The following is a 26,556-nucleotide window of genomic DNA, read 5'->3' as shown; positions in this document are numbered from 1 at the left end:
ACGCTTTTCCGGTGAGCAGCCCGTCGCGCCTGCGCTCGGCCGGTCCCACCGCCACCGTGCTGGCGCTGACCGCGAGCGCGGTGCTGCTGGTCCACCTGGTGCAGGCCCAGACCGGCACCACCGGGCTGCTGGTGGGCCTGGGCCTCGCGGTGCTGCCGCTGCCCTTCGTGCTGACCGCGCTGACCTGGCTCAACCAGAGCGCCCGGGTGCCGAACCGCCGGCTGGTGCTCTGCCTGGTCTGGGGCTCCTGCGCCGCCACCACGGTCGCCATGCTGGCCAACGGCTGGGCCAGCGACACCCTGACCGCCCTGCAAGGCAGCAGCCGGGGCGAGACGCTGGGCGCCGAGTTCGCCAGCCCGCTGATCGAGGAGAGCGCCAAGGGCGCGGTGCTGCTGCTCACCATGGCGCCGCCCCTGCGACCGCGCCGTCGGACCAGCCCGGCGGGCAGGCCGGCGGGCACCGGTCCGACCGCCGCCGCCCGCGCCCGGCTGCGGCACCGCGCGGTGGCCACCGGCCTGGTCCTCGGCGGGTTCAGCGCCTGCGGCTTCGCCTTCACCGAGAACGTCCTCTACCTGGGCCGGGCCTTCACCGACGACCAGCGCCAGCGGCTGGACGCGATCGGCCTCGGCCTCAGCCCGAGCCTGCGCGACTACGACGACACCGTGCACACCTTCGTGCTGCGCGCCCTGCTGGCGCCTTTCGCCCACCCGCTCTTCACCGCACTGACCGGCGTGGGCCTGGCCGTCGCGCTGACCAGCCACCGGCGCTGGCTGGCCCGGACCGCCGGCCCGCTGGGCCTGCTGGCGGCGGTCGCGCTGCACGGCGGCTGGAACGCGGCGGCGGGCCTGGGCACGCACGGCTTCCTGCTGGTCTACGCGGCCCTGATGGTCCCCTGCTTCGCCGCCCTGACCGGGCTCGCGCTCTGGGCCGCCGCCCGCCCGGGCCGCCGGCTCCGATAAGCGATTTCCCTTATCGGTCAGCGTCCCGTAGTGTTTGGTTCACCGACGCGGGGTGGAGCAGCTCGGTAGCTCGCTGGGCTCATAACCCAGAGGTCGCAGGTTCAAATCCTGTCCCCGCTACTCAGTAGCACGGAAGGCCCGGCAGAGACTCTCTGCCGGGCCTTCCGCTTTTCTCATAAACGGCAACCCCGGTGCCCTGACCCGATCACGCCGTGGTGTAGTTTCTGGCCGTTTTCCGCCGCATTCCGCGGCCGACTGGTCGAAAGAAGAACCGTGCGCCTCCACCGCCACCTCGGCATCACCCTGACCTGCGCCGCCCTCGCGCTCACCGCCACCGCCTGCGGCAGTTCCTCGAAGACCACCAGCGCCGGTGCCGGCACGGAAGGCTCGGCCGGCCCGGTCACCGCCTCGGCCACCACGGCGCCCAGCACCACCGCGACCGCTCCGTCGACGCCCGCCGCCGCGCCCTCGGCGACCGGACCCGACCTGAGCGCGATGAACGGCAACCAGATCGAGAAGGCCGCCTCGGACGCGCTGAGCGCGGCCACCTCGCTCAAGCTCGACGCGAAGGGCACCGACAGCGGCGACACCCTCGAGATGCACCTGTCCCTGGACACCAAGGGCGACTGCGCCGGCAGCATCGCGATGGGTTCCAAGGGCAGCTTCCAGATCCTGAGCACCCCGCAGCAGACCTGGATCCAGCCCGACACCAAGTTCTGGACCACCATGGGCGGCGCCCACGGCTCCCAGGCGGCCGAGCTGTTCAAGGGCCGCTGGATGACCGGCTCGAAGGACGACGCCGACCTCAAGAGCCTCTCCGACTCCTGCAACCTGACGCAGTTCACCGGGCAGATGAACCAGGACGGCGACCAGGCCGCCAAGACCGGCACGGCCACCGTCAACGGTCAGCCCACGGTCGTCCTGCACGTCAAGTCCTCGGACGGGACCAGCGGCGACATGTGGATCGCCGCCCAGGGCACGCCGTACCCGCTGAAGGCGAACAGCACGAGCGGGCAGATGGCCTTCAGCAACTTCAACCAGCCGGTCACCGTGCAGGCACCGCCGGCCGACCAGGTGGTCGACATCTCCAAGCTCAAGGCCCTGCAGACCGCCTGATCCGCCCGCCCGGAATTCCGGGCTAAATCCGTTGCCTCCGGCCGGAGTGTCTGCCTATCGTGGCGGCACACTGAAAGGAGGTGATCCTGAGTTGAGTACCGCCAGGATGCGTGAGGTGGCTGCTCGCTAGAGCGCCGCTGCCTGTAGGCCAAGCGGCGACAGGCGAATCCCCAGCAGTCACCCGGCCCGTGGGCTCGCCGGCACATCCCCGGCGCCACGGCGGTTCGTCCGCCGTGGAGAACGCCCACGGGCCGTCTGCTTCTCCTGCCAGAGCTCTGCGGCTCAGATCAGCCGCTGCAGGTAACCGTTGGTGATCAGCCAGCCGACGTTGATCTTCGCGGGTGCGCCCGGGACCAGGGTGCCGTCCAGCTGGTACTGCCAGCCCAGGCCCGGCTGGTTGAACCAGGGGGCGATCGGGCCGCCGTGCACCTCGAACTCCTTGAGCACCTTGTAGTCGTGGTAGTTGCAGCCGGCCGCCGGAGTGCTGTCCAGGCTCTGCGGCGGGATCGCCCGCCTCGCGTACGCGGTGCCCTCGGGGGCCAGGAACGAGCCGTACTCGCTGCCGTAGCGGTCGATGTCCTGGCCCGGGATGAGCGGCTGGTCGAACTCGATCGGCTGGTTGTTGAAGCCGAGCAGGTAGCCGTTGGCCGGCGGGTACTTCCAGCTGCCGGCGGTGGCGTCGTAGTACTGGGCGAGGAAGGCGGCCTCGCCGGCGCCGCCGGTGCGCCGGTAGCCGCGCAGCTGCCGGCCGACCGGTCCGGTGGTGGGCAGGTCGGCCGGGCCCAGCCGCGCGTCGCCGTTGTGGAAGGCGGCCGAGCACTGGTCGCTGGGGGTGGTGTCGGCGTGCGCGGCCGGGGCGGCGGTGAAGAGCGCGGCGCCCGCGGTCAGGGCGACGAGCAGACGGCTGGACTTGCGTACGGTGATGATCACTCACGCAGGGTAGCGCGCAGGTCAAGGATCTCCGCCGCTTTCAGGCCATGGGCCGTCAGATATCCCTCGGTGCCGCCGTGTTGTTCACGCACCTGGGCCAGCACGCCGGTGATCAGCGCCGCCTCGACCGGGTGGGAGAGCCGGGTCACCCCGTGCACGTCCACCCACTCCTCGGGGCCGTTCAGCAGGCCCAGGCCCTCGTTCGAGAGCAGGAAGTCGGCGACGATCTGCTCCTCGGGCACCTCCAGCAGATCGAGCAGCAGCGCGACCGTGATGCCGGTGCGGTCCCGGCCGACCGCGCAGTGCAGCAGCGCGGGCAGGGCCTCGGGGGCCAGCAGCCCGCGCAGCGCCGCGACCAGGGTGGGGCCGGCGGTGTCGACGATCAGCGGGTAGATCCGGTCGAGCGGGAACCCGTACATGTCCTCGGGCCCGTCCTGCGGCAGGAGCGGAAAGTTGGCCAGATCGACGTCCAGGTCATGGACGCGGTCCGGGTGTTGCACCAGTTCGAGCGGATCGCGCAGGTCGAGCACGGTGCGCAGGCCGAACTTGGCCAGCTGCCGGGCCCCTTCAGCGGTCAGCGTGGCCAGCCCGGCGGAGCGGTAGAGCAGGCCGGGGCGCACCGCGCCGAGTCCGCCGAGGTCACGCAGGTTGCGCAGGCCGGGTATCGCGAGCAGCCGGGATCCGGTCAGGTGTTCGTCCATGGGATGGGACGGTAGCGGTGATGCCGGGTCAGAGCGAGCAGGAATCGGCGTCGTCCGTCGCCCGGGGCCCGCACGGTGCGCAGTTCGCTGCTGATGCCCTGGGCGCCGAGCGCGGCGCGCAGCTCGGCCAGGTGCGGGCAGCGGCGGCTCTCGCCGTCGTGCAGCGGGTGGACCAGCACCTCGCCGCCCGGGGCGGTGACCCGGACCAGCTCGCGCAGCGCGGCCAGCTGGTCCACCGGGGCGAAGCGCTCGGGGTAGGCGAAGAGCAGGTAGGAGCTGAGGGTGAGGGCGAAGCTGGCGTCCGCGAACGGGAGCGCGGGCAGCGCGGCGGCCACGTAGTCGCCGGGGTGGGCGGCCCGGTCGGCGGCGAACAGCGCGCGGGCCCGGTCCCAGCTGCGCAGGTACTTCTCGTACGGGCGGTGGCGGGGCGCCAGGTGGCGCTGCGGCTCGGCGGGCATCGCACGGGCCATGGTGTGCCGGGCGGCCTCGGCGCGCGCCAGCAGTTCGCGGTGCGGCCGGGCGTAGGCGGGGTCCGCGGCCAGCACCCGGCAGCCCAGCGCCCGGGCCTCGGCGACCAGCCCCGCGGCGCCGCCCGGGCAGTCGAGCACCGGGCCCGGCAGCGCGCGCAGCTCGGCGCGGGTCAGGCCGAAGAAGCCGCAGTACTCGTCCAGCGGCCGGGAGGTGATCAGCATCCGGGAGGTGATCAGCATGGACTCAGCCGAACACGGCCGCCCCCACCGCGCATCCCTGAGCGAGCGTCAGGCGGCCAGCAGGGCGGCGGCCGCGCGCCGGGAGACGGCGGTCAGCGCGTGGGTCAGCCCGGCCGCCAGGAGGAGCAGCAGCACGCCGGCCAGCGAGACGCCGGCCACCTGCCAGAAGTGCGTGAGGTAGTAGACGTGGTGCGCCCCGTCCTTGTGGTAGTCGAAGACGCGGTAGCCGGGCCAGCCCACGTAGGTCGGGAAGACCCAGTTGTAGGCGGGCAGCAGCGCCATCGCGAAGCCCGTGGTCCAGAGCGTGACGGTCAGCACGAAGCTGAACACGTGCCAGGGGAACATCAGCAGGTGGTACGCCACCGCCCGCCAACCCGCCAGGTCGGCCAGCTGCGCGGTGATCCGGGCCCAGGCCCCGGGACGGGCGGCGCGCACCGGGGCGGGCCCGGGCAGCCGCCGGCCGAGCAGCCGGGCCACCCGGCCGCGCTCGACCGCGCCGAGCCCCCGGGCGCCGGCCAGCAGCAGCGCGAGCACCGGCAGGCCGAGCGCGGTCACCAGGGTGCCGATGCCGAGCGCCAGGACCGTGACGGTCCAGACGAAGCCGACGACCGCGGTGAAGAGGGAGGCGAAGATGTAACCGACCTCCCGGTGGGTCGCCCGGAGGAACGGGGTGCGCTGCAGCGAGATCGTCGTCGTCATGCGTACCAGCCTGCCGGGGCAAGGGCGGTGGCGGAATGCGGCTGACCTGCGGAGTCGGGGTGGGGTTAACCCCCGGTCGGCCACTCGTCCTCGAGCAGCGAGTACTGCAGCGCGTCGTGCCAGGCGCCGCGCAGGTGGAGATCGTGCCGCAGCCGTCCCTCCAGCTGGAAGCCGAGCTTGCGCAACACCCGGGCGGAGGCCAGGTTCTGCGGGTCCAGCCGGGCGGCCAGCCGGTGCAGGCCCAGGGTGCCGAACCCGAAGTCGCAGAGCAGCCGGGCGATCTCGGTGGCGTAGCCGTGGCCCCAGACGTCGCGGCGCAGCGCGTAGCCGATGAACGCGGCCCGCTGGCTCGCCACGCCTTCCACGCCGAGCACCGCGTTGCCGAGCGGCACGGCGTCCTCGCCCTCCTCGGTCAGCGTGACGGCCAGCCGGTAGACGGTGCGCGGGTCGTTCTCGGCCTCCTCCAGGTAGAGCGCGACCTGGTCGGCGCAGTCCTCCCGGTCGCGCGGCTCGAAGGGCAGGAAACGGGCGGTCTCCGGATCGCCGAAGATCGCGTGCAGGGCGTCGATATCGCGCGGCACGTGGTGGAACTCGCGGACGGTCAGCCTCGGACCGGTGAGCAGGACGGGGTGCATGGCAGGTACGGTAGTGGGCCCGCGAGCGGTTACCGTACCTGCCATGGACCAGGACGACCTGCGGCTCGCACCCCGACCGCACACCGCTGAGCTGCTGCGATGGGCCGAGGAGCAGGGGCTCGCGCCGGTGCCGGAGGCGGCGGTGAACACGGTGCTGACGCTGCTCGAACTGGGTGACGCGCAACTGCGCGACGGCTTTCCCGAACTGACCTCGGCGCTGCTCCAGGAGCTGCTCTACGAGCGGATCCACCTGTACGTGCAGCCGCCCGAGGAGCAGTCGCCGCTCGCCTACGGGGCGGCCGTGCGGCTGCTGATCGACCATCAGCGAGCAGCGAGGCGGCTGAACGCCAAGCGGCAGCAGCGCCTGCACGAGGAGGCCGACTGGCAGGGCGAGCTGCTGGCCGGGCTGCTGCGCCACCCGCACCTGCTGACCTGGCCCCGGCTCTACACCCTGCTGCTGCGCGAGGCCGGGGTGGACACCGACGCGCCGGCGGCGGTGCGCGAGTGGCTCGACGCCTTCCGGGAGCTGGCCGAGCCGGACCGGCTGGCCGCCTTCACCGAGCTGGCCGCGCTGGACCAGCCGGAGGGCCTGGCCGGCTGGACCGAGGGCGTGCTGCTCTCGATCGGGATGGCCACCGACGGCGCCCGGCTGCTGATCGAGAACCGCCTGATGCAGCGCAGCTACCGCAACCTGGCCGGCCGCAACGCCCTGGGCCTGCCGATGCCGGCCGAACTCGCCGGTGACTTCCCCAACTTCGAGGCCACCGTGCAGCAGGAGGCGCTGCGGCTGCTGGGCGAGTGGACCGTCCCCGGGCTGCCCGCACTGCTGCTGACGGAGTACCAGGACCTCGCCCCGGAACCCGGCGCCGCCGAGGTGGACGGCTACATCGTGAAGCGCGGCCTGGCCGAACTCCCGGACATCGGGGACTGGCCGGGCGAGCCGGGCTGAAGCGCCTGCGGGGCCCCGCCGTTACAGCTGCACGCCGTGCGCGCGCAGCCAGCCGGCGGGGTCGACCGGGGCGGCGCCGGCCGGGCGGACCTCCAGGTGCAGCTGCGGGCCGGCGGGCGCGCCGCCCGTCCGCAGGCTCGGGGAGTTGCCGGTGACGCCGATCCGGCCGAGCACGGTGCCGGGGGCGACCGGGCCGGCGGGAACGGTGATCGAGGCGAGGTGGCAGTACCAGAGCTCGGTGCCGTCCGGCAGGGTCTGGATCACCCGGTAGCCGTGGGCCCCGGACCAGCCGGCCGCGCTGACGGTCCCCGCGGTGATCGCGGTGACCGGGGTGCCGGCCGGGGCGGCGAAGTCGAGGCCGGTGTTCAACTGCGCCCAGGGCGAGCCGCCGTGGCCCGTGCCGAGCGTGTAGCCGGCGAGCGGCGGCCGGACGGTCACGGCCTGGGCGGCCGGGGTCTCGCCGACCGGCGTCTCGTCAGCCGGGGTCTCGGCCGGGGCTTCGACGACCGGAGCCTGAGCGGCCGCGGTCGGCGCCTGGGCGGCCGCGTCGGCCGCCGCCGCGAGGGCCTGCTGCGCCGCGCGCTTGGCCGCCGCCTCGTGGGCCGCCTCCAGGCGTGCCGCCTCCTCGGCGGCGGTGCGCCGGGTGTCGGCCTGCTGCTGGATCCGCGCGGCCAGGGCCAGGCCCGGGTCGGCGGTGCCGTCCTGCTCGGTGGCCGCGGTCCCGTCCGGCGCGGTGATCGCGGGGGTGGGCGCGGCGGTCGGGGTGGCCGCGGCAGCGGCGGTGGCGGTCAGGCCGGTGGTGGCGCCGAGGGCGGCGGCCATCGCGGTGACGCCGAGGACCGGAGCGCCGGCCCGCGCCTGGCGGGGCACCCGGTGCCGGGCGGGGTCCGCCGTGACGCCGGGGTGGTCGAGCAGTCCGGTGCCGCTCGCCTCGGTGCGACCCTCCGGAGAGTGCGTCAACGCCACGGGGGCGCGCTCCTTTCCTTCCCTCTCGCCTACCGGGTTAGCTGACGGGTTCGGAGCAGGAAGGTCTCCTACGGTTCGGCCTGGGCTGGTCCAGCCTGGGTCGAGCCGATTCACCCCAAGGAACATGGTTCCCCGGCTCCCGGCCCGGCCCGGGGGCCAGGTCGTGGATTAGGCGACGGCGCACGGTGCCGTTTCGGGTACGGCGTTGCCGACCGCGCTGCGTTATCAAACGTTAATCCCAGGAGCCCGCGATTCCAAGCCCGTTCAGAGTCGATTGTCAGACTCATTTAACGTCATGGTCGCGTCATGACGTACACCCCCGACCCCGCACTCGGGCCGCGAACTGAGTAGTCGTACTCAGGTGCCGGGCACGGGAGTTGGCCATCCTTCAGGCATGACTTCCTCGGTGCAGCCACGAACCACGTCCGCTTATTACCTCCAGGCGATCATCTCCTTCGCGCTCGCTCTCGGCGGGCTCGCGATCGGCATCGCCTATCTGCCGGTGAGCCCCTGGGTACGGGCCTTCCTCGCACTCGGCCTGCTCTACACGACCACCTCCGCCTTCACCCTCGCCAAAGTGGTCCGCGACCGGCAGGAGGCCGGCGAGATCGTCACCCGGGTCGACCAGGCACGGCTGGAGAAGCTGCTCGCCGAACACGACCCGTTCCGGGTCGAGGGGGCCTGACGAACCCGCCGCGAGAACGGCTGAACGGCTGAACGACTGAGAGGGCCTTGACGGCTAAGGCTATTAGCCATAGCTTTGTAGGTGTCGGCAGGCAGCCGGCACCACCTCTCGGAAGGCCAGGAGGCTCGCCGTGAACGCCACCAGCACCCCGCGGACCCAGTACCTGCAGCTCCCCGGCGGCACCATCGCCTTCGACGACACCGCCGGCGACGGCACCCCGGTGCTGCTGCTGCCCGGCATGCTCGACAGCCGTCGCGAGTACCGGCACCTGCACCCGCTGCTCGCCGCGGCCGGGCACCGGGTGATCACCATGGACCTGCGGGGCTTCGGCGAGTCCTCGATCGCCTGGGACGACTACACCCCCGCCGCCATCGCCGAGGACGCGGTCGCGCTGCTCGACCACCTGGGCATCGCGAAGGCCGTCGTGGTCGGCCACTCCTACACCGGCGCCAGCGTGGTGAAGGTGGCCACCCTGGTCCCCGAGAAGGTGGCCGGTATCGTCCTGCTGGACGCCTTCATCGAGCAGCCGCCCGCGAACGTGCTGATGCGCGGCCTGGTCCGCGTGTTCGGCGCGGCGCTGATCGCCTTCCCCAGGTTCTGGGGCTACTACCTGAACAAGGTGGCGATGCCCACCAGGAAGCCCGCCGACCACGCGGAGCACGTCGCCGCTCTGGTCGCCGACCTGCGCACTCCCGGCCGCCGGCAGGCCACCCGTGGCTACGCCCTGGGCGACTCCGCGCCGACCGGCTGGACCGTGGGCTTCCACTCCCCCGCGCTGGTGGTGATGGGCAGCAAGGATCCCGACTTCCTGAACCCGCTGCGGGTGGCGGACCGTCAGGCCACCGCGCTGAACGCCCGCAAGGTGATCATCGACGGCGCCGGGCACTACCCGATGTCGGACTCCCCGCAGGCCACCGCCGACGCCCTGCTCCCCTTCCTGGCCGAGGTGGCCTGATGCCCCGCGCCGGACTGACCCCCGACCTCGTGGTCGACCACGCGCTCGCGCTGATCGACACCGACGGACCCGAGGCGCTGACCCTCGCCGCGGTCGCGCTGCGCGCCAAGGTGGCCGCCCCCTCGCTCTACAAGCACGTGCCCGGTGGCCTGGGCGGGCTGCGCCGGCTGGTCGGGATCCGGGTCACCACCGATCTGGCGGCCACCCTGGACGCCGCCATCACCGGCCTGACCGGGGACGCCGCGATCGCCGCCCTGCTGCGCGCCTACCACGGCTACGCGACCGAGTACCCGAACCGCTATGCCGCCCTGCCGCAGAGCCCGGCCACGAGTGACGAGCAGCAGACCGGCGCCTCCGGTGCGCTGATCGGCGCGGTCTTCAAGGTGCTCCAGGGCTACGGGATCGCGGACAGCGAGGCGGTGCACGCGGCCCGCACCGTCCGGGCGGTCCTGCACGGCTTCGCCTCGCTGGTGATCGGCGGGGCCTTCCAGCTGAGCGAGGACCTGACGGTGACTCAGGAGCGACTGATCGCGCTGCTGACCAGCGGCCTGCGGGAGTGGCCCAGGCCGGTCTGACCGGCCGGCCGATCGGACGAGCCGGTCGGACGAGCCGATCAGGCAGACCGATCAGGCAGACCGGTCAGACAGGCAGCCGATCAGCTAAGACTCAGAAAAAGGGACTAAGGTCCCATCCGGTACGGATTCGGGTGACGATCGAGACCGATTCGTCGCCGAACCAGGGTCAGACTGGCCCCCGTCCGGGTAGCAACAGCGGACGGCGCACCACGCCGCACCCCGAGCGCACCCGCGAACCGACCGGCGAAGGACGAGGGCCCATGACGCAGTCGACCAGCGCGCAGCACGCGGCCTGCCAGGCCGCTCCCGCCACGATCCCGGCCCAGCGCGCCACCGACACCCCGCCCGGCACCGGGCACCGCGCCGCCGGTCCCGAGGAGCTGACCGGCTGGCCCGCCGTGCGCCGGAGCCTGGCGATCATCCGCGGCCTGCGCTCGATGGCCACCGTGCCGGCCCGCCCGCAGCCCGGGTACGGGGAGTCGGACGGCCAGTGACGGCCGTCATCCCCGGGATGTAGCCGCTGCCTCCGGCGGATGATGCGCGGCGCGCCGCCGACCTGCGAAGGTACTCCCGTGGGGACTACGGGGAACGGCTGGCTGACCATCGGCCTCGCCACCGTCGCCGCGCTGGCCGGCACGGTCGCCGCGGTGCTCGGGGTGGCGCTGCTGCGGGCCCGGCGACGGCATCGGGCGGCCATCGGGGAGCGGGGCTGGCTGCTCGAACGGGAGCGGGAGAGCGCGGCCCGCAGCGCCGTGGACGCCGAGCGGTCCAGGATCGCCGGCGAGCTGCACGACATCGTCAGCCACAACGTGAGCGTGATGGTGGTCCAGGCCGGCGCGGCCCGCGAGGTGCTGACCGTGCTGCCCGAGGAGGCGGCGACCGCGCTGCGCGCCGTCGAAGGCGCCGGGCGCGACGCGATGACCGAACTGCGGCACCTGCTGGGCCTGCTGGCCCCGGCGGCGGACGGCAGCGACGATCCTGGCCCCGGACCGGCCGGCCTCGCCCCGCAGCCGGGCCTGAGCCGGCTGGGCGCGCTGGTCGACCGGATCGCCTTCGCCGGGCTGCCGGTCGAGGTGCGGATCTCCGGGGAACCCCGGACGCTGCCCGCCGGCGTCGATGTGACGGCGTATCGGATCGTGCAGGAGGCGCTGACCAACGCGCTCAAGCACGGCGACGCGGAGCGGGCCGAGGTGACGGTGCGGTACGCCGACCACTCGCTGCGGGTGGAGGTGCTGAACAGCGGGCCGAGCGTGCTCTCCGGGACCGCCGGCACGGTGCGCCGGGCCCGCGGCGGGGACGGCGCCGGGCGCGGCCTGCTCGGGCTGCGCGAGCGGGTGGCCGTGTACGGCGGGGACCTGGACGCCCGGCGGCGGCTGGGCGGCGGCTACCGGGTCCGGGCGCGGATCCCGCTGGACCGGCCGGAGGAGCTTTCGTGAGCGCGGGAGAGGGCGTCGTGGGAGAGGGAGCGAGCGTGGCCGCGAGGACGGACGTGGGGCCGGACGAGCCGGTGCCGCGGGTGCTGATCGCCGACGACCAGTCCCTGGTCCGCACCGGCTTCCGGCTGATCCTGGCCGCGCGCGGGATCGAGGTGGTCGGCGAGGCCGCCGACGGCGTCGAGGCGGTGGCGGCGGCCCGCCAGCTGCGGCCCGACGTGGTCCTGATGGACATCCGGATGCCCACCATGGACGGGCTGACGGCCGCCCGGCAGGTGCTGGCCGAGGATCCGCGCTGCCGGGTGATCATGCTGACCACCTTCGACCTGGACCAGTACGTGTACGCCGCGCTGTCGCTCGGGGCCAGCGGCTTCCTGCTCAAGGACGTCACCTCGGACCACCTGGTGGCGGCCGTCAAACTGGTCAGCACCGGCGACGCGCTGCTGGCTCCCTCGATCACCCGGCGCCTGGTCGAGCGCTTCGCCACCGCCGCGAGCCGGGCCGAGCCGCCCCCGGGCACGGCACCCGGGGCGGCACCCTCGGTGCACCGCGACCTCACCCCACTGACGCCCCGTGAGCTGGAGGTGCTCACGCTGCTCGGCCGGGGCCGCTCCAACGCCGAGCTCGCCCGCGAACTCACGCTCAGCGAAGCCACCGTGAAGACCCACGTGGCCCGGATCTTCGCCAAGCTGGCGCTGCGCGACCGGGCCCAGGCCGTGGTGCTCGCCTACGAGACCGGCCTGATCGCCCCGGGCGACGCGGACGAGTAGCCACAACGGCCAGGCCAGGAAAGGTACTTCGGGCCGGGCTACTTCGGGGCCGGGCTCATCCGGGTGGCGACCGCCAGCCGGTTCCAGGCGTTGATGGTGGCGACGATGGAGATCAGCCGGGCCAGCTCGTTCTCGTCGAACTTGGCGGCCGCCTCCTGGTAGACCGGGTCCGGCACGTGGCCCTCGGTCAGCAGGGTGATCGACTCGGCCAGCGCCAGCGCGGCCCGTTCGCGAGCGGTGTAGTAGGGGGTCTCGCGCCAGGCCGACAGCGCGTGGATCCGGTGCTCGGCCTCGCCCGCCTTGCGAGCATCGGTCACGTGCATGTCGATGCAGAAGGCACAGCCGTTGATCATCGAGGCGCGGATCTTCAGCAGTTCGGCCAGCACCGGGTCGAAGCCCGCCTCGGCGGCCCGGGTGGTGCGGATCATGGCCTGGTAGACGTCCTCGGCCACTGCGGCGAGGGACAGGCGCTGCTCGGGGGCCGGCACGGTCGGCTGTTCGGTCGTGGTCGTCATGGGAACCAGCCTAGGCACCGCGGGGCGCTGCGGGGCGCCCCAACGTGGTGCCCTGGATACCCGTCACCCGCGGTGGGCGCCGAGCCAGAAGAGCAGGTACAGGAAGCCGGCGAAGCCGTGGGCGGCGGCCAGGTAGATGCCCACCCGGATCGCCACCCGGTGGTCGGTGCGCTTGCCGCCGTCGGTGGTGGGGGCGTAGTGCGGTCGGGGGTGCTGAACGGCCATCGGTCGAGCTCCTTCTCCTCGGGGGGTCAGGGAGTACGGGTCGGCACCGGCAGGCAGAGGTCGCCGGCCGGGCTCTGCAACAGGGTGTGCACGAAGAGCAGTTCGACGGCCTCGGCCCCCTCGGCGGCGAACCGGTGCGGGGTGAGCGAGTCGAACTGGGCGCTGTCGCCGGGCTCCAGCAGGTAGCCGGTCTGTCCCAGGGTCAGCCGCAGCCGGCCCCGCGTGACGTGCAGCCACTCCTCGCCGGCGTGCACCCGCACCACGGCGTCCTGCAGGCCCGGCGGGATCCGCACCCGCAACGCCTGCATGGCCAGGCCCGCCACCCCGGCCCGCCGGTAGGCCCAGCCGCCGGTGGTGCCCGGGACGATCTCGCCGCCGCGCACCACGGGGTCGGGCGCGCCGGCCTGCTCACCGAGCAGGCCGGCCACCGTGGCGCCGTAGAGCCGGGCGAGCGAGAGCAGCACCGGCAGCGAGGGCTGCCGGCGGCCGGTCTCCAGGCGCGACAGGTACGCTGGTGAGAGCCCGGCCCGGGCGGCCGCGGCCTCCAGAGTCAGGCGAGCGGCCAGCCGGTGCTCGCGCAGCCGGGCGCCGAGTCCGGGCACTTCGCCCTCGTCAGGTTCGCCGGTGTCGCGGGTCTCGCGACTCTCACTGGTCATGGGACCAGTCCACACCCGCCGTGCCTGCGAGGCAAGAAATGTGCCTCAGAGGCAAAAAGCCCCCGCCGAGGTCACGGCCGCGGGATGTTGCGCAGGTTGCTACGGGCCAGGTCGATCATCCGCCCGACCCCGCCCGACAGCACCGTGCGGCCCGCCGCCAGCGCGAAGCCCTTGAGCTGGGCGGCCGTGATGTGCGGCGGGATGGAGAGCGCGTTGGGGTCGGTCACCACGTCCACCAGCGCGGGCCCCGGGTGCGCCAGCGCCTCGGCCAGCACCTCGCGCACCCGGCCCGGGTCGGTGACCCGCCACCCGGGCACGCCGGCCGCCGTGGCGATCGCCGCGTAGTCCACCTCGCCGTTGTCGATCTCCGCCTCGGGGTAGCCGCTGACCAGCATCTCCAGCTTGATCATGCCGAGCGCGCCGTTGTTGAAGACCACCGTCTTCACCGGCAGCTGGTACTTGGCCACCGTCAGCAGCTCGCCCAGCAGCATCCCGAGCCCGCCGTCGCCGGACATCGACACCACCTGCCGTCCGGGCTCGGCGAGTTGGGCGCCGATCGCGTGCGGCAGCGCGTTGGCCATCGAGCCGTGCAGGAAGGAGCCGATCACCCGGCGCCGCCCGTTCGGGGTCAGGTAGCGGGCCGCCCAGACGTTGTTCATGCCGGTGTCCACGGTGAAGACGGCGTCCTCGGCCGCCACCTCGTCCAGCACCGCGGCCACGTACTCGGGGTGGATCGGCAGGTGCTTGGCGATGTCCCTGGTGTAGGCGCCGACCACCGACTCCAGCGACTTGAGGTGCTTGGCCAGCAGCCCGTCCAGGAAGCGCCGGTCGGTCTTGGGCTTGAGCTCGGGCCGCAGCGCCCGCAGGGTGGCCCGCACGTCCCCGTGCACCGCGAGCTCCAGCGGGGTGCGGCGGCCGAGCCTGGTGGCGTCGTGGTCGATCTGCACGGTGCGGGCCCGTGGCAGGAAGGAGTCGTAGGGGAAGTCGGTGCCGAGCAGCAGCACCAGGTCCGCCTCGTGCAGCGCCTCGTGGCAGGCACCGTAGCCGAGCAGGCCGCTCATCCCGACGTCGTACGGATTGTCGTACTGGATCCACTCCTTGCCGCGCAGCGAGTGCCCGACCGGCGCGAGCAGCGTGCCGGCCAGCTCCATCACCTCGGCGTGCGCGCCACGCACCCCGGCGCCGGCGAAGACGGCGACCGTCCCGGCCTCGTTCAACAGCCGGGCCAGCTCGGCGACCTGGCCGGGCGGCGGGGTGAGCACGCCGCGCTCGGTGAGGAAGCCGCCGCTCCCGGTGGGGTGGGCGGCCGGCAGCGCGGCCACGTCGCCGGGGAAGACCAGCACCGAGACACCCCGCGCACCCAGCGCGTGCTGGACCGCGACCCGCATCAGCCGGGGCAGTTGGGCCGGGGTGGAGACCATCTCGCAGAAGCCGCTGCAGTCCGCGAAGACCCGCTCGGGGTGGGTCTCCTGGAAGAAACCGGTGCCGATCTGCGCGGACGGGATGTGCGAGGCGAGCGCGAGCACCGGCAGCCCGCTGCGCTGGGCGTCGTAGAGGCCCTGGATCAGGTGGGTGTTGCCGGGGCCGCAGGAGCCGGCGCAGACCGCGAGCCGCCCGGTCAGCTCGGCCTCGGCGGCAGCCGCGAAGGCGCCCGCCTCCTCGTTGCGCACGTGCACCCAGGAGATCCCCTCGGCCCGGCGGATCGCGTCCACCACCGGATTCAGGCTGTCGCCCACCACCCCGTAGACCCGCTCCACCCCGGCCTGCCGGAGCACCTCGACCATCTGCTCGGCCACACTGCTCGCCACCACGCGCTGCCCCTCTCCGGTGATCCCGGGCGGCGCGCGCCGCCGGGCTGATCAAGTGTCAGCCCGGCCGCGCCATCTGGCTACTTGAACCGCGCCCGCTACTCCGCGGCCAGGTGCTCCCCCGCCAGCGCCGAGGCGATGATCGGGCCGGCCTGCGGTGCCCGGCGGGCCGGCTCGCGCCCGGGCGGCTGGGTCGGGCGCTCGCCGGCCGGCGGGTTGAGGGTCGGGCGCCGCAGCGGAGCGCCGACCTCCACCCAGAGCTCCTCGCCGTCGTGCGCCACCCGCAGCTTGTCGCCCTCGCGCAGGGTGTAGGTGGTCTCCTCGTGGGTGATCTCCACCTTCAGCAGGTGGTGGCGCACCCGCATCGAGAAGCCCAGCCGGGACAGGCCCGCGGGCAGCCTGGGGCGGAAGGCGAGCGACTCGCCGTGGTCGCGCATCCCGCCGAAACCCGCCACCAGCGCGATGCAGGCACCGGCCAGCGAGGCCATGTGCAGTCCGTCGCGGGTGTTGCCGCCCAGGTCGTGCAGGTCCATCAGGGCGGCCTCGGCGGTGTAGTCGTAGGCCAGGTCGAGCTGGCCCACCTCGGCCGCCATCACGGCCTGGGTGCAGGCCGAGAGCGAGGAGTCGCGCACCGTCAGGCGCTCGTAGTAGGTGAAGTTGCGGGCCTTCTGCTCGGGCGTGAAGGCATCGCCCCTTATCTGCATCGCGAGCACCAGGTCGGCCTGCTTGACCACCTGCTTGCGGTACAGGTCGAAGTACGGGAAGTGCAGCAGCAGCGGGTACTTCTCCTGCGGGGTGTTCTCGAAGTCCCAGACCTGGTGGTCGGTGAAGCCGTCCGCCTGCGGGTGGACGCCGAGCTTCTCGTCGTACGGGATGTACATCGCCTTGGCCGCGTCGCGCCAGGCGGCGGTCTCCTCGGTGTCCACCCCGAGCGCGGCGGCCTCCAACTGGTGGCGGCCCACCGCCTCGGCGGCCGCCTTCAGGTTGCTCTGCGCCATCAGGTTGGTGAAGACGTTGTTGTCGGCGACCGCGCTGTACTCGTCGGGTCCGGTGACGCCCTCGATCCGGAACCGCCCCTGCGCGTCGTGGTGGCCGAGCGAGCGCCACATCCGAGCGGTCTCGACCAGCAGCTCCAGGCCGTAGCCGCGCTCGAAGTCGAGGTCCCCGGTGGCCCGGACGTAACGGACCACGGCGACCGCGATGTCCGCTCCTATGTGGAAGGCCGCGGTGCCGGCCGGCCAGTAGCCCGAGCACTCCTCGCCGCGGATCGTCCGCCACGGGAACACCGCGCCGGCCAGGCCCAGTTGGCCGGCCCGCTCGCGGGCCAGCGGCAGCGTGCTGTGCCGCCAGCGCAGCGCCTGGGCGACCGCGCCCGGCACGCTGTAGGTGAGCACCGGGAGCACGAAGGTCTCGGTGTCCCAGAAGCTGTGCCCGTCGTACCCGGGACCGGTCAACCCCTTGGCCGGGATGGCCCGTTCCTCGCTGCGCGCGGAGGCCTGCAGCACGTGGAAGAGCGCGAACCGGACCGCCTGCTGGAGTTCGACGTCACCGTCGATCTCGATGTCGCTGGAGTCCCAGAAGTCGCCCAGGAACTCCTTCTGCTCGGCCACCAGGCCGTCCCAGCCGGAGTAGCGGGCGGCGGTGATCGCCGCCTCCACCTGGTCGCGCACGGCCGGCAGCGAGCGGGTGGCCGACCAGCCGTAGCCGATGAACTTGGTGACCCGCAGCCGCTCGCCGGGCTGCAGCACGGTGGTGGCGCTGACCCGGGCCTGGTCGTGCTGGTCCTCCGAGGTGACGCTGATGCCGTCGGGCCCCTCGATCACGTGGTCCATGCCGGCCGCGATCCGCAGCCCGCTGTACCGGGTGCGGTGCACCAAGGTGGCCTTGGTGCCGTGCGCGTGGTGCGCCTCGGTGACCAGCGGCGCCTCCAGCACGGCCGCGGCCCGCGGGTCGCCCTCACCGCCCAGCGGCAGTTGCTCGTTGGCGACCAGCTCGGACTGGACCACGATCCGGACCGGACCGTCGACCGCCTCGACCTCGTACTGCACCGCGGCGATCGCCCGCTGGGTGAGCGAGACCAGCCGGGCCGAATGGATCTTGACGGTCCGCCCCGCCGGCGAGGTCCACTCGGCCTCGCGCCGCAGCACGCCCTCGCGGAAGTCCAGCGAGCGGCGGTGGCCGCGCAGTTCGCCGTACCGCAGGTCGAACGGCTCGTCGTCGACCAGCAGCCGGATCAGCTTGCCGTTGGTGACGTTGATGACGCTCTGTCCGGACTCCGGATAGCCGTAGCCGCCCTCCGGGTAGGGCAGCGGGCGCAGCTCGAAGACACCGTTGAGATAGGTGCCGGGCAGGCCGTGCGGCTCGCCCTCGTCCAGGTTGCCGCGCAGGCCGATGTGGCCGTTGGAGAGCGCGAAGACGGATTCCGTGCGGGCCAGGCCCGCCAGGTCAAGTCGGTGTTCGGTGACGCTCCACGGATCGACCGCGAAGCCCTCCTGTGCGGTCACTGCGCCGCCCCCTCGATCAGTTCGGACAGGTCGTCCACCACGAGATCCGCGCCGTTCGCCAGCAGGGCCGCGCGCTGGCCGGTCCGGTTGACCCCGACCACCGCCCCGAAGCCCCCCGCCCGACCGGAGGCCACTCCGGCGAGCGCGTCCTCGAAGACCGCCGCGTCCTTGGGTTCCACGCCCAGGGCCGTGGCGGCGGCCAGGTAGGTGTCGGGAGCCGGCTTGCCGGGCAGGCCCTCGCGCTTGGCCGTCTGGCCGTCGATCACGACGTCGAAGAGGCCGTCGATGCCCGCTGCCTTGAGCACGTCACGGCAGTTGGCGGAGGAGGAGACCACCGCCCTGGGCAGGCCGAGCACCCGCAGCCGGTGCAGGTACTCCACCGAGCCCGCGTACGGCTGGACGCCCTGCTCCCGGATCAGGCGCAGCACCAGATCGTTCTTGGTGGTGCTGAGACCGTACAGGCTGCGGGTGCCGGGCGGGTCGGCTTCGCCGCCTTCCGGCAGCTCGATCGAGCGCGATTCCAGGAAGGTCCTGGTGCCGTCCAGGCGCGGTCGGCCGTCCACATAGCGGTCGTAGTCCTCGACCGGGTCGAACGGCACGAACTCGTCGCCGGTGCGGCGGGCTTCCTCGCGCAGGAAGTCGTCGAACATCGCCTTCCAGGCGGCGGCGTGCACTTTGGCGGTCTGCGTCAGCACGCCGTCGAGGTCGAAGAGGTAGGCACGGATGTGGTCGGGTAGCCCCAGCATGGTTGCAGTCTGGACCAGAACGCTCGACTGCGGGTCGAATTCGGGCGGCGCGTCGTACAGCGTTCAATCGGCGGGTCGGGGTTGTCCGGATCTCGCTCGGCTCGGGCTTCGCCCGGCTGCTGTTCAGCCGATCTGGCGGGCTCGGCCGCGCAGCTGGTCGGCCAACTCGCGCCAGCCCTCGGCGCATTCCAGAGCCAGGTCGGCCACCACCGGGAGCAGGTGCGGCGGGATGTCCTGGAGTTCGCGCTCGGCCGCGCTGACCGCGAACAGCCGGCGCTGCAGCCAGAGCAGCAGGGCCCGGCCGTGGTCGGTGAAGCGCAGCGAGGGGTCGCGGCGCAGCACGGCGAGGCGGGCGAAGGCCGTGGCTGTGCCGGCGGGGGCGACGGCGGGGACCGGGTAGCCGCCCGGCAGGCGGCGCTGGGCGAGCCGGCGGATCGGCTCCGGCTGCGCCGGGGGCGTGGGCGCCGTGGCGGGGCGCGGCTGCGGGCGGACGGCGGCGGGCACCGGGGCCGGGATCCGGGCCGGCATCCGCGCCGGGGCGGCAGTGCGGGCGGGCGCGGGCGGCCCAGCCGGCGCCTCGGCGCGCGCGGGCAGCGCCGGGTCGCCCCGGTCCACCCGGCTGCGCACCCCGTGTGCCGTCCCCAGCGAGACGCCGGCCGCCTGGGCGATCTCCCGCAGCGAGGCCCCCGGGCGCTCGCTGATCACCTTGAGCACCCGGCGCCGCCCCTCGTCCGGATTGACCGGGCGCAGCCGCCCGTCCCGGCCGACCCGGGCGCCGGACTGCGCCCCGGCGGAGCGGCGGCGGATCTGTCCGACCGTCTTCGCGGAGAGCCCGACGTGCTGCGCGATCGAGCGGTCCGAGCGCTCGGGCCGGCTCCTGACGATCCGTTCGGCCGCCGCCTTGCGCTCGGCGGCCGAGAGCGGCAGGCCGCCGGTCAGGTTGGCCGCCACCGCGCGGATGAAGGCGGCCTCCGCCGGCCCGTCGACGTACTCGACGGCGATCGTCAGCTCGCCGCGCAGGGCGGCGGCGTGCAGCCGGTGCGCCCCGTCGACCACCCGCATGGTGGGGCGGTGCACCAGGATCGGCGGCAGTTCGACGTCCAGCGCCGCGAGGCGGGCGGCGTGCGCCTCGTCCAGCGGTGTGAAGCGTGGGGAGTCCCCGGGGCGCACCGCGGCCAGCGGGAGGCGGCCGCCGTCCGGCACCGCCTGCAGTTCCGTCGCAGTCGCCCGGGCGGGTGCGGGCCAGAGCGATTCCGTCGCCGATTCACCGATACCGCTGGTCACGATGCCGACCCCCTTCTCGATCTTTTTTCGATCAGTTTCCCGGTCAGTTCCCGGTCAGTTTCTCGATCAGTTCCCGGCTGCTCGGGACATCGCCCGGGATATCGCTCGGCGGCACCCGTGCCATTCCGGCAGCGCCCGCCCTGACCTGCCGCGCTCGGTCACCGACGAAGGGCCGCAGGGCAGCTGACGAATCATTCGTTCGTCATCAACGCGGCCGCGCGTTCGCCCGATTCCCGCGCGGCGGCACTCCCGGATACCTCTTTCGAGGTAGCCCCCCGAATGCGTGTGGCGCACCGCTGTGCGCAGCGGCGGCCGCACCGCAGGTCCGGTGGCCGGGCCACCCCGCCCGGCGCGTACGGTGGGCAGCAGCCGGCCCGAACCCGCAAGGAGCTCACCCCCGATGACCACGCAAGCCGTCGCACCCGCCGAGCCGCTGGTGCTGGCCCGGACGGACGGCCGGATCGGCCGGCTCACCCTCAACCGCCCCCGCGCGATCAACGCGCTCAACCACGCCATGGTCAGCGCGCTGCACGAGCAGCTCACCAGCTGGGCCGACGACCCGGCGGTGGCCGCCGTGGTGATCACCGGCGCCGGCGAGCGCGGCCTGTGCGCGGGCGGGGACATCCGCTTCTTCCACGACGACGCCAAGCTCGGCGGCGCGGCCGCCCGGGCCTTCTTCCGCGCCGAGTACCGGCTCAACCACCTCGTCGCCCGCTACCCGAAGCCGTACGTGGCCGTGATGGACGGCCTGGTGCTGGGCGGCGGGGTCGGGATATCGGCGCACGGCTCGGTGCGCGTGGTCACCGAGCGCTCGGCCGTCGGCATGCCGGAGACCACGATCGGCTTCGTGCCGGACGTCGGCGGCAGCTGGCTGCTCGCGCGCGCCCCCGGCGAGTTGGGCACCCATCTGGCGCTGACCGCCGGGCAACTGACCGCCGCCGACGCGCTGTACTGCGGCTTCGCCGACCACTTCGTGCGCACCGAACGGCTCGCGGAGTTCACCGAGGCCCTGGCGGTGCTCGAACCGGCCGAGGCGGTACGGCGGTTCGCCACCGACGCCGGGCCGGCGCCGCTGGCCGAGCAGCGGGAGTGGATCGACGAGTGCTACGCCGCCGACTCGGTGGAACAGATCGTGGCGCGACTGCTCGCCGTCTCGGTGCCCGAGGCCAAGGAGGCCGCCGAGCTGATCGGCGCCAAGTCGCCGACCGCGCTCACGGTGACCCTGGCCGCGCTCCGCCGGGCCCGCGAACTGCCCTCGCTGGCGGCCGCGCTCGACCAGGAGTACCGGGTCTCACTGGCCGGGCTGAGCTCGCCGGACTTCGTCGAGGGCATCCGGGCCCAGGTGATCGACAAGGACCGCGACCCGCACTGGTCCCCGGCCACCCTGGCCGAGGTGACGCCGGCCGAGGTGGCGCGGCACTTCGCGCCGCTCGGGACGGACGAGGAACTCGGGCTGGCCTGAGCGGCGCGGGCCGCCGGTGGCGGGGTGGCCGGTGGCGGAGTGGCCGTTCCTGGGAGTTCGCTTCGTGGTCGGAGACGTGGTGGCGGCGCGAGGGTGAACAGTGGCTCCGAAAGGGACTTCGATCTTGCACGTAGCAGGAGTGCTCACCGAGGGTGACGGCGGGCGCTCCGGACGGGGGTGCCCTGGACATCCTCAGGAGTCTCCCCATGCGCATGCGCAAGATCGCGCGAATCGGTCTCGGCCTCGTGGCCGCCGCCACCGCTCTGTCGGCCGTGGCCGTGCCCGCCGCCTCCGCCAGCACCGCAGCGCTTCCCTCGGTGCACCTGAAGCTCTTCGCGGCCGCACCGGCCGGCTACACGAACCCCGATGACATCACCCGCCTCGGTGACGTGCTCTTCGTCGCGTACCAGAACGGCGCCCAGTCCGACGGCTCCCCGGCCGGCGTCAAGAGCAACGTCGTGGGCTTCGACCTCGAGACCGGCAAGATCAAGTACAGCTACGTGCTGCCCGGCAAGGTCGACGGGCTCACCGCCGACGGCCGGCACCACCGGGTGCTCGTCACGGTCAACGAGGACCTCAACTCGGGCTTCTACACGATCACCCCGTCCGAGGACGGGGCCGAGGCCGTCAAGCAGTTCAGCTACAGCCCGAGCCCGGCCGAGACCGGCTCGGACGGCACCAACGGCGGCACCGACGCCATCTCGATCAGCTCCAACGGGACCATCTACGTCGCGCACTCCAACCCGGACGTCTCGCAGCCGGGCGCGAACAACACGGCCGCCGTCTACACCGTCAAGCTCAGCGGCTCGACCGCGAAGCTGACCCCGGTCTTCGGCGTCAACGACACCGCCGCCGTGATCAACCCGGCCGCCGGCGCGCCCGCCACGGCCCCGCTCGGCCTGACCGACCCCGACTCCAACCGCTGGGTCCCCGGCAAGGACGGCGGCACGCTGATCCAGGACGCCCAGGCCGACAGCAAGCTGGTCTACGTCAGCGACCTGGACGCCAAGAAGCCGACGGTCCGCCAGCTGAACCTCACCAACGCCGTCACCCCCAGCGGCGGCGCGGCCACCCCGCAGCTCGACGACATCATCCAGCCCGGCTCCACCTCGGGCGACCTCTACGTGGCCGACCAGGGCACCGGCGCGATCTACCGGGCCGAGCTGACCCACCTGCCGCACGGCACCCTCTTCGCCTCCCAGCCCGCCCCCAAGTCCGGCGACCTCCCCAACGACCCGGCCCTCGCCGTGGTCGACCAGCGCACGGGCGTCGTGACCCACCTCTCGGTCGGCGTCACCCTCGCCAACCCCAAGGGCCTGGTCTTCATCCCGGCGGCCCACCACGGGAAGAAGTAACCCCCGCACGCCGCGAGTTGGCGGGCGCCGCACCGGGAGCACACGCCCTCGCAGCGGCGCCCGCCGGCGTTGCGCGCCACAGCCGGCGACCTTTGACAGCACGGCCGGAGACGCAGAAGTGCCCCACCTGCGACCATCGCCGCAGGTGGGGCACTTGTCTGTCTGGTGGGGCGCCAGGGGCTCGAACCCTGAACCTACGGATTAAAAGTCCGCAGCTCTGCCGATTGAGCTAGCGCCCCGCGGCCGACTGCAAGCCTGCCGTGACGATCCTACCGGGTGATCCCCACGGCTCGGCCAGCGCATTACCAGCCCGCGCGTCCCGCCCCGCTCAGCCGGCCGCGTCGAGGTTCGCCAGCCGGACCCGGCGCAGCCAGTCCTCCACCGGCGCCTCGTCCGGGGCCTCGGGCAGCACGCCGGGGCGGTCGAGGCGGCGCTCGGCCTCGGCCAGCAGCGGCTCGGCGATCTCGGGGTGCTCGGCGATCCGCTCGCCCAACTCGCGCACCCGCTCCGGGGCGGCGAGCCGGACCCGCAGCTCGCCGGTCTCGTGCAGTTCCACCGCCTGCTCCACCAGCCGCACCAGGTGCCGCGCGTGCTTGGCGGCCCGCGGTCCCGCCTCCCTGGTCCGCAGCTTGCGCAACTGCTGTGCCGCGTACCCGAGATACGCCGACCGCACCGCCCGCGCGCTGAGGAACCGTCGCCGCAGCCCGATCAGCTCCTCCCCCAGCGGCGTCCGCTCCTCGTACAACTCCTCCGGCAGCCAGACGAGTTCGGACGCCGTCGGATTGCACACCAGCGCCAGCCGGCACCACTTCGCGGCCTCGTGCCAGGTCTGGTCCGGCGCCGTACTCACCACCGACTCCACCGGCCGCCGCAACCCGTGCAACTCCGCCGTGGCCACGGCGAACACCCCGAGCCGGTCCACGTCCGAGCAGGGCCGCGCCAGCCCGTACGCCGTCGACCCCACCACTCCGGACAGCAACACCCGCATCACGTCGCCCCTCTCTCCACTGCCCGGCAGTCTCCCGCCGGACCACGGAACGGCGCACCTGGTTTCCGAGCCGGATCGTAGGGTCGGGTCGTAGGGTCGGACGGAGAGCGGATGAACCCGACCACCCGAACCCGACCGCCTGAAACCGACCCCAGGAGACGAGCACCATGGCGAACCCCACCACCTCCCTGATCGCCACCGCCGGCCTCATCGGCGGCTACGGCACCGCCCGCTGGACGGGCAACCGCCGGCTCGGTGGGGCGGTGCTCGCGCTGGCCGGGGCGGGGGCGGCGTACCGGTGGCGGCGGACGGTGGGGACGGGGGGCGCGGCGGCCCTGGCGGGGCTGTACGTGGGCGCGTTCGGCGGATCCCATCCGCTGGCGAAGCGGATCGGGGCCTGGCCGGCGGTGTTCGCGGTGACCGGGGTGGTGGCCGTGGCGTCGGCGGTCGCGGAGCGGGGTGCGGCCGGCGGGCGATGACGGGGCGAGAGGCCTTGGTGACAGCGGGGCGGGAACGGGGCAGGATCAGAGTGGCTACCCAGCGAGCTACGCGGCCCACGCGGCGTCACGCGTAGTCGCGACAGGGGGCGGGTGGCCGGGGTCGGGCGTCGGGGCTGGGCGTCGGTGGACAGGGGGCGGCGATGGGCCGGGGCGGGCACGAGGTTCTGATGGGCTGTTGGTGGACCGGCCTGGCGCTGGTCGTGCTGGGCGTGCCGGCGATCGCGTTGGGGCTGACCAGATTCGCCCGGCGCGGTACCGAGGTCCAGGGCACGGTCACCGAGATGCTGGTCCAGGTGCGGCGCGGGGCGGCCTCGCTGCTGCCGGTGGTGCGGTTCACCGATCCCGCCTCGGAGCGCGAGGTGATCGGGTCACCGTCGAGCGGGCGGGTGCCGCTGGCCGGTTGGCCGGGCCAGCCGATCGCGGTGCGGTATCTGCCGCACGCGCCGGACCGGTTCCAGATCGGGCCGCAGACCTGCGTGTTCGACGTGGCGCTGACCAGCCTGCTGGTGATGACGCTGGGCTCGGTCGCGCTGGTGCTGACCCGCTGGACCGATCCGGACGCGATCGCGACCAGCGCGGTGCTCGCCGCCTCCGCCCTGGCGCTGGCCACGGCCACCGTGCTGACCCGGCGGGCCGGCCGCTCCCAGCGGTCGACCCTGCTGCGTGCGAAGGGAGTTGTCGGCCACGGCCGGATCGTCGGCACCCTGGTGGTGGACGGCGGCGGCGACAGCGCGCTGCGCTGCCATCCGGTGCTCAGCTTCACCGCGGCCGACGGCGAGCAGGTGACCGGGGTCGACCTGCACACCCACAGCCGCGAGCCGTACCCGCTGGACGGCGCGCTGCTGCCGATCCGTCATCTGCCGGAGAACCCGCTGGTCTTCGGGCTCGACGCCTCGGTGCGGCAGACCTTCGCCGACCAGGGGCGGGCGGTGAGCATCCTCGGCGTCGGCCTGCTCACGGCCCTCGTCTGCAGCGGGGTGCTGGTGACGGTGGGCAGCAACCTCAGCGGTCGCTGAAGCGGGCCTCGAAGGCCGCCCGGTTGGCCGAGACCCGCGAGCGGTCCCAGACCGCGAAGACCACCCGCTCGAAGGCCGCGCCGTACGAGGCCAGCGCCACCGCGAAGCCGTCCGCGACCTGCGCCGGATCGTTGCGGAACACCCCGCACCCCCAGGCGCCCAGCACCAGTTGCCGCACCCCGTGCCGCGCCGCCACCGCCAGCACCCGGGCGGCCCGCTGCGCCAGCAGCTCCCGCAGGTCGCCGCCCTGGCCGCGCAGCGCGAGCTGGCCGGCGTTGGGCGCGGCCGAGGTCAGGAAGGAGACGGGATAGGGGTGCGCGAGGAATTGGCCGCGCTCATCGCGGATCACCGGCACGTCGGGCGAGAAGATCACCCGGTGGCTGTACCGCAGGTCGGTCGAGTCCCGGTGCGCCGCGTAGTAGTCGGGCGCCGCCAGCAGGCACTGGTAGAGCAGCGCCGTCCGGCACAGGTCCTCCTCCTGCGCCCGGGCCCCGCGCAGGTAACCGCCGCCGGGGTTGCGCGCGGAGGCGAAGTTGAGCACGCCGACCCGTCCGGCCGGCTCCGCACCGCTCTCCCGGGCCAGCCGGGCGGCAGCCTCCAGGCTGCCCTCGGCGGTGACCTCGATCACCGGCGCACCAGCGCCTGTCGACAACGCACCGGCACCGGCCGGCGGCTCGCCGGGCCCTTCGGGCGGGTACGAGACGGTGCCGGCCCGGGCCACCGCCAGCGCCGGCCCGATCGCCACCATCGCACCGTGCGGCCCCAGGTAGGCACCGCGCTCCGCGATCTCTTCGTTCTCCTTGGCCAGTTGGCTCAGTCTGTTGCTCATCCCCGCACACGGTAGGGACGAGCGGCCCATCACGCCACCGAAAAAGCGGCGGGCCCGCCCCACCGAAGTGGAGCGGGCCCGCCGAGCGATCAGGCTGCGTCAGCTCTTCCAACGCGGCTTGCGGTCGCCGCCGTTGAAGCTGCTGCCGCCACGGTTGTCACGGTCACGACCACCGCCGCTGAAACCGCCACGGTCACCGCGGTTGTCCCGGTCGCCACCGAAGGAGGAGCCACCCTGCGGACGGCCGCCCGAGCGGTGGTCGTCACGACGGGCGAACGGACGGCTGGTGCCGGCGCCACGGTTGTCGCGGTCACCGAACGGACGGGCCGGACGCTCCCCGCCGAACGAACGACCACCACGGTCATCACGGTCACGACCGCCACCGCTGAAACCGCCACGGTCACCACGGTTGTCCCGGTCACCGAACGAACGCGCCGGACGGTCCCCACCGAACGAACGACCACCACGGTCATCACGGTCACGACCGCCACCGCCGAAGCCGCCACGGTTGTCCCGGTCACCGAACGAACGCGCCGGACGGTCCCCACCGAACGAACGACCACCACGGTCATCACGGTCACGACC

29 protein-coding genes, 2 tRNA genes and 1 riboswitch are annotated in these 26,556 nt (G+C 73.5%); of the genes, 15 read left to right on the top strand and 16 right to left on the bottom strand.

Going from position 1 to position 26,556, the window contains the following annotated elements; genetic code table 11:
* Positions 1 to 11: 11 nt before the first annotated feature.
* The 3 genes from ABH937_RS35410 to ABH937_RS35400 all read left to right on the top strand — a co-directional run bounded on the left by ABH937_RS35410 (position 12) and on the right by ABH937_RS35400 (position 2,075).
* Positions 12 to 959 carry a PrsW family intramembrane metalloprotease gene (locus ABH937_RS35410; RefSeq protein WP_280694073.1) on the top strand — a complete coding sequence of 316 codons (948 nt, stop codon included), beginning with the start codon at positions 12 to 14 and terminating at the stop codon, positions 957 to 959.
* Between the two features lie 46 nt (positions 960 to 1,005).
* Positions 1,006 to 1,079, top strand: a tRNA-Met gene (locus ABH937_RS35405).
* Between the two features lie 153 nt (positions 1,080 to 1,232).
* Positions 1,233 to 2,075 carry a hypothetical protein gene (locus ABH937_RS35400; protein WP_280694072.1) on the top strand — a complete coding sequence of 281 codons (843 nt, stop codon included), beginning with the start codon at positions 1,233 to 1,235 and terminating at the stop codon, positions 2,073 to 2,075.
* Positions 2,076 to 2,357: 282 nt separating this feature from the next.
* On the opposite strand, the gene ABH937_RS35395 is transcribed toward ABH937_RS35400, so the two are convergent.
* The 5 genes from ABH937_RS35395 to ABH937_RS35375 all read right to left on the bottom strand — a co-directional run bounded on the left by ABH937_RS35395 (position 2,358) and on the right by ABH937_RS35375 (position 5,750).
* Positions 2,358 to 3,005, bottom strand: coding sequence for a TNT domain-containing protein (locus ABH937_RS35395; protein ID WP_280694071.1), 648 nt, complete (start codon positions 3,003 to 3,005; stop codon positions 2,358 to 2,360).
* Complete coding sequence (locus tag ABH937_RS35390; protein WP_280694070.1) at positions 3,002 to 3,706, bottom strand: tyrosine-protein phosphatase; 705 nt, start codon at positions 3,704 to 3,706, stop codon at positions 3,002 to 3,004. Before ABH937_RS35390 ends, ABH937_RS35395 begins: the two co-directional genes overlap by 4 nt.
* Positions 3,691 to 4,416 carry a methyltransferase domain-containing protein gene (locus ABH937_RS35385; RefSeq protein WP_280694069.1) on the bottom strand — a complete coding sequence of 242 codons (726 nt, stop codon included), beginning with the start codon at positions 4,414 to 4,416 and terminating at the stop codon, positions 3,691 to 3,693. The genes ABH937_RS35390 and ABH937_RS35385 overlap by 16 nt, the downstream gene beginning before the upstream one ends.
* Before the next feature lie 48 nt (positions 4,417 to 4,464).
* Positions 4,465 to 5,115, bottom strand: coding sequence for a sensor domain-containing protein (locus tag ABH937_RS35380; protein ID WP_280694068.1), 651 nt, complete (start codon positions 5,113 to 5,115; stop codon positions 4,465 to 4,467).
* Between the two features lie 65 nt (positions 5,116 to 5,180).
* On the bottom strand, positions 5,181 to 5,750 hold the full coding sequence (locus ABH937_RS35375) for a GNAT family protein (RefSeq protein WP_280694067.1): 570 nt from the start codon (positions 5,748 to 5,750) through the stop codon (positions 5,181 to 5,183).
* A gap of 43 nt (positions 5,751 to 5,793) precedes the next feature.
* Here ABH937_RS35375 and ABH937_RS35370 point away from each other — a divergent pair, with 43 nt between their 5' ends.
* Positions 5,794 to 6,699 carry a hypothetical protein gene (locus ABH937_RS35370; protein WP_280694066.1) on the top strand — a complete coding sequence of 302 codons (906 nt, stop codon included), beginning with the start codon at positions 5,794 to 5,796 and terminating at the stop codon, positions 6,697 to 6,699.
* A 21-nt stretch (positions 6,700 to 6,720) separates the two neighbouring features.
* Here ABH937_RS35370 and ABH937_RS35365 read toward each other — a convergent pair whose 3' ends face one another.
* Positions 6,721 to 7,665: a M23 family metallopeptidase gene (locus tag ABH937_RS35365; protein ID WP_280694065.1), complete on the bottom strand. Its 945-nt coding sequence runs from the start codon at positions 7,663 to 7,665 to the stop codon at positions 6,721 to 6,723.
* Between the two features lie 11 nt (positions 7,666 to 7,676).
* A riboswitch (cyclic di-AMP (ydaO/yuaA leader) is annotated at positions 7,677 to 7,850 on the bottom strand.
* 209 nt (positions 7,851 to 8,059) lie between these two features.
* Here ABH937_RS35365 and ABH937_RS35360 point away from each other — a divergent pair.
* The 6 genes from ABH937_RS35360 (at position 8,060) to ABH937_RS35335 (ending at position 12,083) form a co-directional block, all read left to right on the top strand.
* Positions 8,060 to 8,350, top strand: a complete 291-nt coding sequence (locus ABH937_RS35360) for a YiaA/YiaB family inner membrane protein (RefSeq protein WP_280694064.1) — start codon at positions 8,060 to 8,062, stop codon at positions 8,348 to 8,350.
* A 130-nt stretch (positions 8,351 to 8,480) separates the two neighbouring features.
* Complete coding sequence (locus tag ABH937_RS35355; RefSeq protein WP_370220627.1) at positions 8,481 to 9,305, top strand: alpha/beta fold hydrolase; 825 nt, start codon at positions 8,481 to 8,483, stop codon at positions 9,303 to 9,305.
* On the top strand, positions 9,305 to 9,880 hold the full coding sequence (locus tag ABH937_RS35350) for a TetR-like C-terminal domain-containing protein (protein ID WP_280694062.1): 576 nt from the start codon (positions 9,305 to 9,307) through the stop codon (positions 9,878 to 9,880). The genes ABH937_RS35355 and ABH937_RS35350 overlap by 1 nt, the downstream gene beginning before the upstream one ends.
* 260 nt (positions 9,881 to 10,140) lie before the next feature.
* Positions 10,141 to 10,374 (top strand): hypothetical protein, encoded by a 234-nt coding sequence (locus ABH937_RS35345; protein ID WP_280694061.1) that lies wholly within the window; start codon positions 10,141 to 10,143, stop codon positions 10,372 to 10,374.
* 78 nt (positions 10,375 to 10,452) lie between these two features.
* Positions 10,453 to 11,316, top strand: a complete 864-nt coding sequence (locus ABH937_RS35340) for a sensor histidine kinase (RefSeq protein ID WP_280694060.1) — start codon at positions 10,453 to 10,455, stop codon at positions 11,314 to 11,316.
* Positions 11,317 to 11,369: 53 nt separating this feature from the next.
* Positions 11,370 to 12,083, top strand: coding sequence for a response regulator (locus ABH937_RS35335; protein WP_370220635.1), 714 nt, complete (start codon positions 11,370 to 11,372; stop codon positions 12,081 to 12,083).
* 38 nt (positions 12,084 to 12,121) lie between these two features.
* On the opposite strand, the gene ABH937_RS35330 is transcribed toward ABH937_RS35335, so the two are convergent.
* From ABH937_RS35330 to ABH937_RS35300, 7 genes are all read right to left on the bottom strand, one after another.
* Positions 12,122 to 12,598 carry a carboxymuconolactone decarboxylase family protein gene (locus ABH937_RS35330; protein WP_280694059.1) on the bottom strand — a complete coding sequence of 159 codons (477 nt, stop codon included), beginning with the start codon at positions 12,596 to 12,598 and terminating at the stop codon, positions 12,122 to 12,124.
* Positions 12,599 to 12,661: 63 nt separating this feature from the next.
* Positions 12,662 to 12,823, bottom strand: coding sequence for a DUF6126 family protein (locus ABH937_RS35325; RefSeq protein WP_184943636.1), 162 nt, complete (start codon positions 12,821 to 12,823; stop codon positions 12,662 to 12,664).
* A gap of 26 nt (positions 12,824 to 12,849) precedes the next feature.
* Positions 12,850 to 13,479, bottom strand: coding sequence for an XRE family transcriptional regulator (locus ABH937_RS35320; protein WP_280694058.1), 630 nt, complete (start codon positions 13,477 to 13,479; stop codon positions 12,850 to 12,852).
* A gap of 71 nt (positions 13,480 to 13,550) precedes the next feature.
* Positions 13,551 to 15,290: a pyruvate dehydrogenase gene (locus ABH937_RS35315; RefSeq protein WP_280694057.1), complete on the bottom strand. Its 1,740-nt coding sequence runs from the start codon at positions 15,288 to 15,290 to the stop codon at positions 13,551 to 13,553.
* A gap of 95 nt (positions 15,291 to 15,385) precedes the next feature.
* Positions 15,386 to 17,791 (bottom strand): glycoside hydrolase family 65 protein, encoded by a 2,406-nt coding sequence (locus ABH937_RS35310; RefSeq protein ID WP_280694056.1) that lies wholly within the window; start codon positions 17,789 to 17,791, stop codon positions 15,386 to 15,388.
* Entirely contained in the window at positions 17,788 to 18,537 is a 750-nt protein-coding gene (locus tag ABH937_RS35305; protein ID WP_280694055.1) for a beta-phosphoglucomutase family hydrolase, read from the bottom strand. Before ABH937_RS35305 ends, ABH937_RS35310 begins: the two co-directional genes overlap by 4 nt.
* A gap of 123 nt (positions 18,538 to 18,660) precedes the next feature.
* Complete coding sequence (locus ABH937_RS35300; RefSeq protein WP_280694054.1) at positions 18,661 to 19,821, bottom strand: hypothetical protein; 1,161 nt, start codon at positions 19,819 to 19,821, stop codon at positions 18,661 to 18,663.
* A gap of 400 nt (positions 19,822 to 20,221) precedes the next feature.
* Here ABH937_RS35300 and ABH937_RS35295 point away from each other — a divergent pair, with 400 nt between their 5' ends.
* On the top strand, positions 20,222 to 21,283 hold the full coding sequence (locus tag ABH937_RS35295; RefSeq protein ID WP_280694053.1) for an enoyl-CoA hydratase/isomerase family protein: 1,062 nt from the start codon (positions 20,222 to 20,224) through the stop codon (positions 21,281 to 21,283).
* Between the two features lie 206 nt (positions 21,284 to 21,489).
* Positions 21,490 to 22,638 (top strand): hypothetical protein, encoded by a 1,149-nt coding sequence (locus ABH937_RS35290; RefSeq protein ID WP_280694052.1) that lies wholly within the window; start codon positions 21,490 to 21,492, stop codon positions 22,636 to 22,638.
* A 163-nt stretch (positions 22,639 to 22,801) separates the two neighbouring features.
* Here the strand turns inward: ABH937_RS35290 and ABH937_RS35285 are convergent.
* Positions 22,802 to 22,877 (bottom strand) — tRNA-Lys (locus ABH937_RS35285).
* A gap of 89 nt (positions 22,878 to 22,966) precedes the next feature.
* Complete coding sequence (locus tag ABH937_RS35280; protein WP_280694002.1) at positions 22,967 to 23,626, bottom strand: DNA polymerase beta superfamily protein; 660 nt, start codon at positions 23,624 to 23,626, stop codon at positions 22,967 to 22,969.
* 167 nt (positions 23,627 to 23,793) lie between these two features.
* Between ABH937_RS35280 and ABH937_RS35275 the strand changes: the two genes are divergently transcribed.
* Positions 23,794 to 24,105 (top strand): hypothetical protein, encoded by a 312-nt coding sequence (locus ABH937_RS35275; RefSeq protein WP_280694001.1) that lies wholly within the window; start codon positions 23,794 to 23,796, stop codon positions 24,103 to 24,105.
* Positions 24,106 to 24,293: 188 nt separating this feature from the next.
* Positions 24,294 to 25,142 (top strand): DUF3592 domain-containing protein, encoded by an 849-nt coding sequence (locus tag ABH937_RS35270; RefSeq protein ID WP_280694000.1) that lies wholly within the window; start codon positions 24,294 to 24,296, stop codon positions 25,140 to 25,142.
* Here the strand turns inward: ABH937_RS35270 and ABH937_RS35265 are convergent.
* Positions 25,129 to 25,971, bottom strand: a complete 843-nt coding sequence (locus ABH937_RS35265) for a TIGR02452 family protein (protein ID WP_280693999.1) — start codon at positions 25,969 to 25,971, stop codon at positions 25,129 to 25,131. The genes ABH937_RS35270 and ABH937_RS35265 overlap by 14 nt on opposite strands.
* Before the next feature lie 255 nt (positions 25,972 to 26,226).
* On the opposite strand from ABH937_RS35265, the gene ABH937_RS35260 reads away from it, so the two are divergent.
* Positions 26,227 to 26,556 (top strand): hypothetical protein (locus ABH937_RS35260; RefSeq protein WP_280693998.1); only part of this gene is annotated, 330 nt, incomplete at its 3' end.

This window comes from Kitasatospora sp. GAS1066B (assembly GCF_041262605.1).
Classification (GTDB): Bacteria; Actinomycetota; Actinomycetes; order Streptomycetales; family Streptomycetaceae; genus Kitasatospora.
Note: the sequence above shows the minus strand (reverse complement) of the source record. Positions and strands in the feature narration are given on the sequence as shown.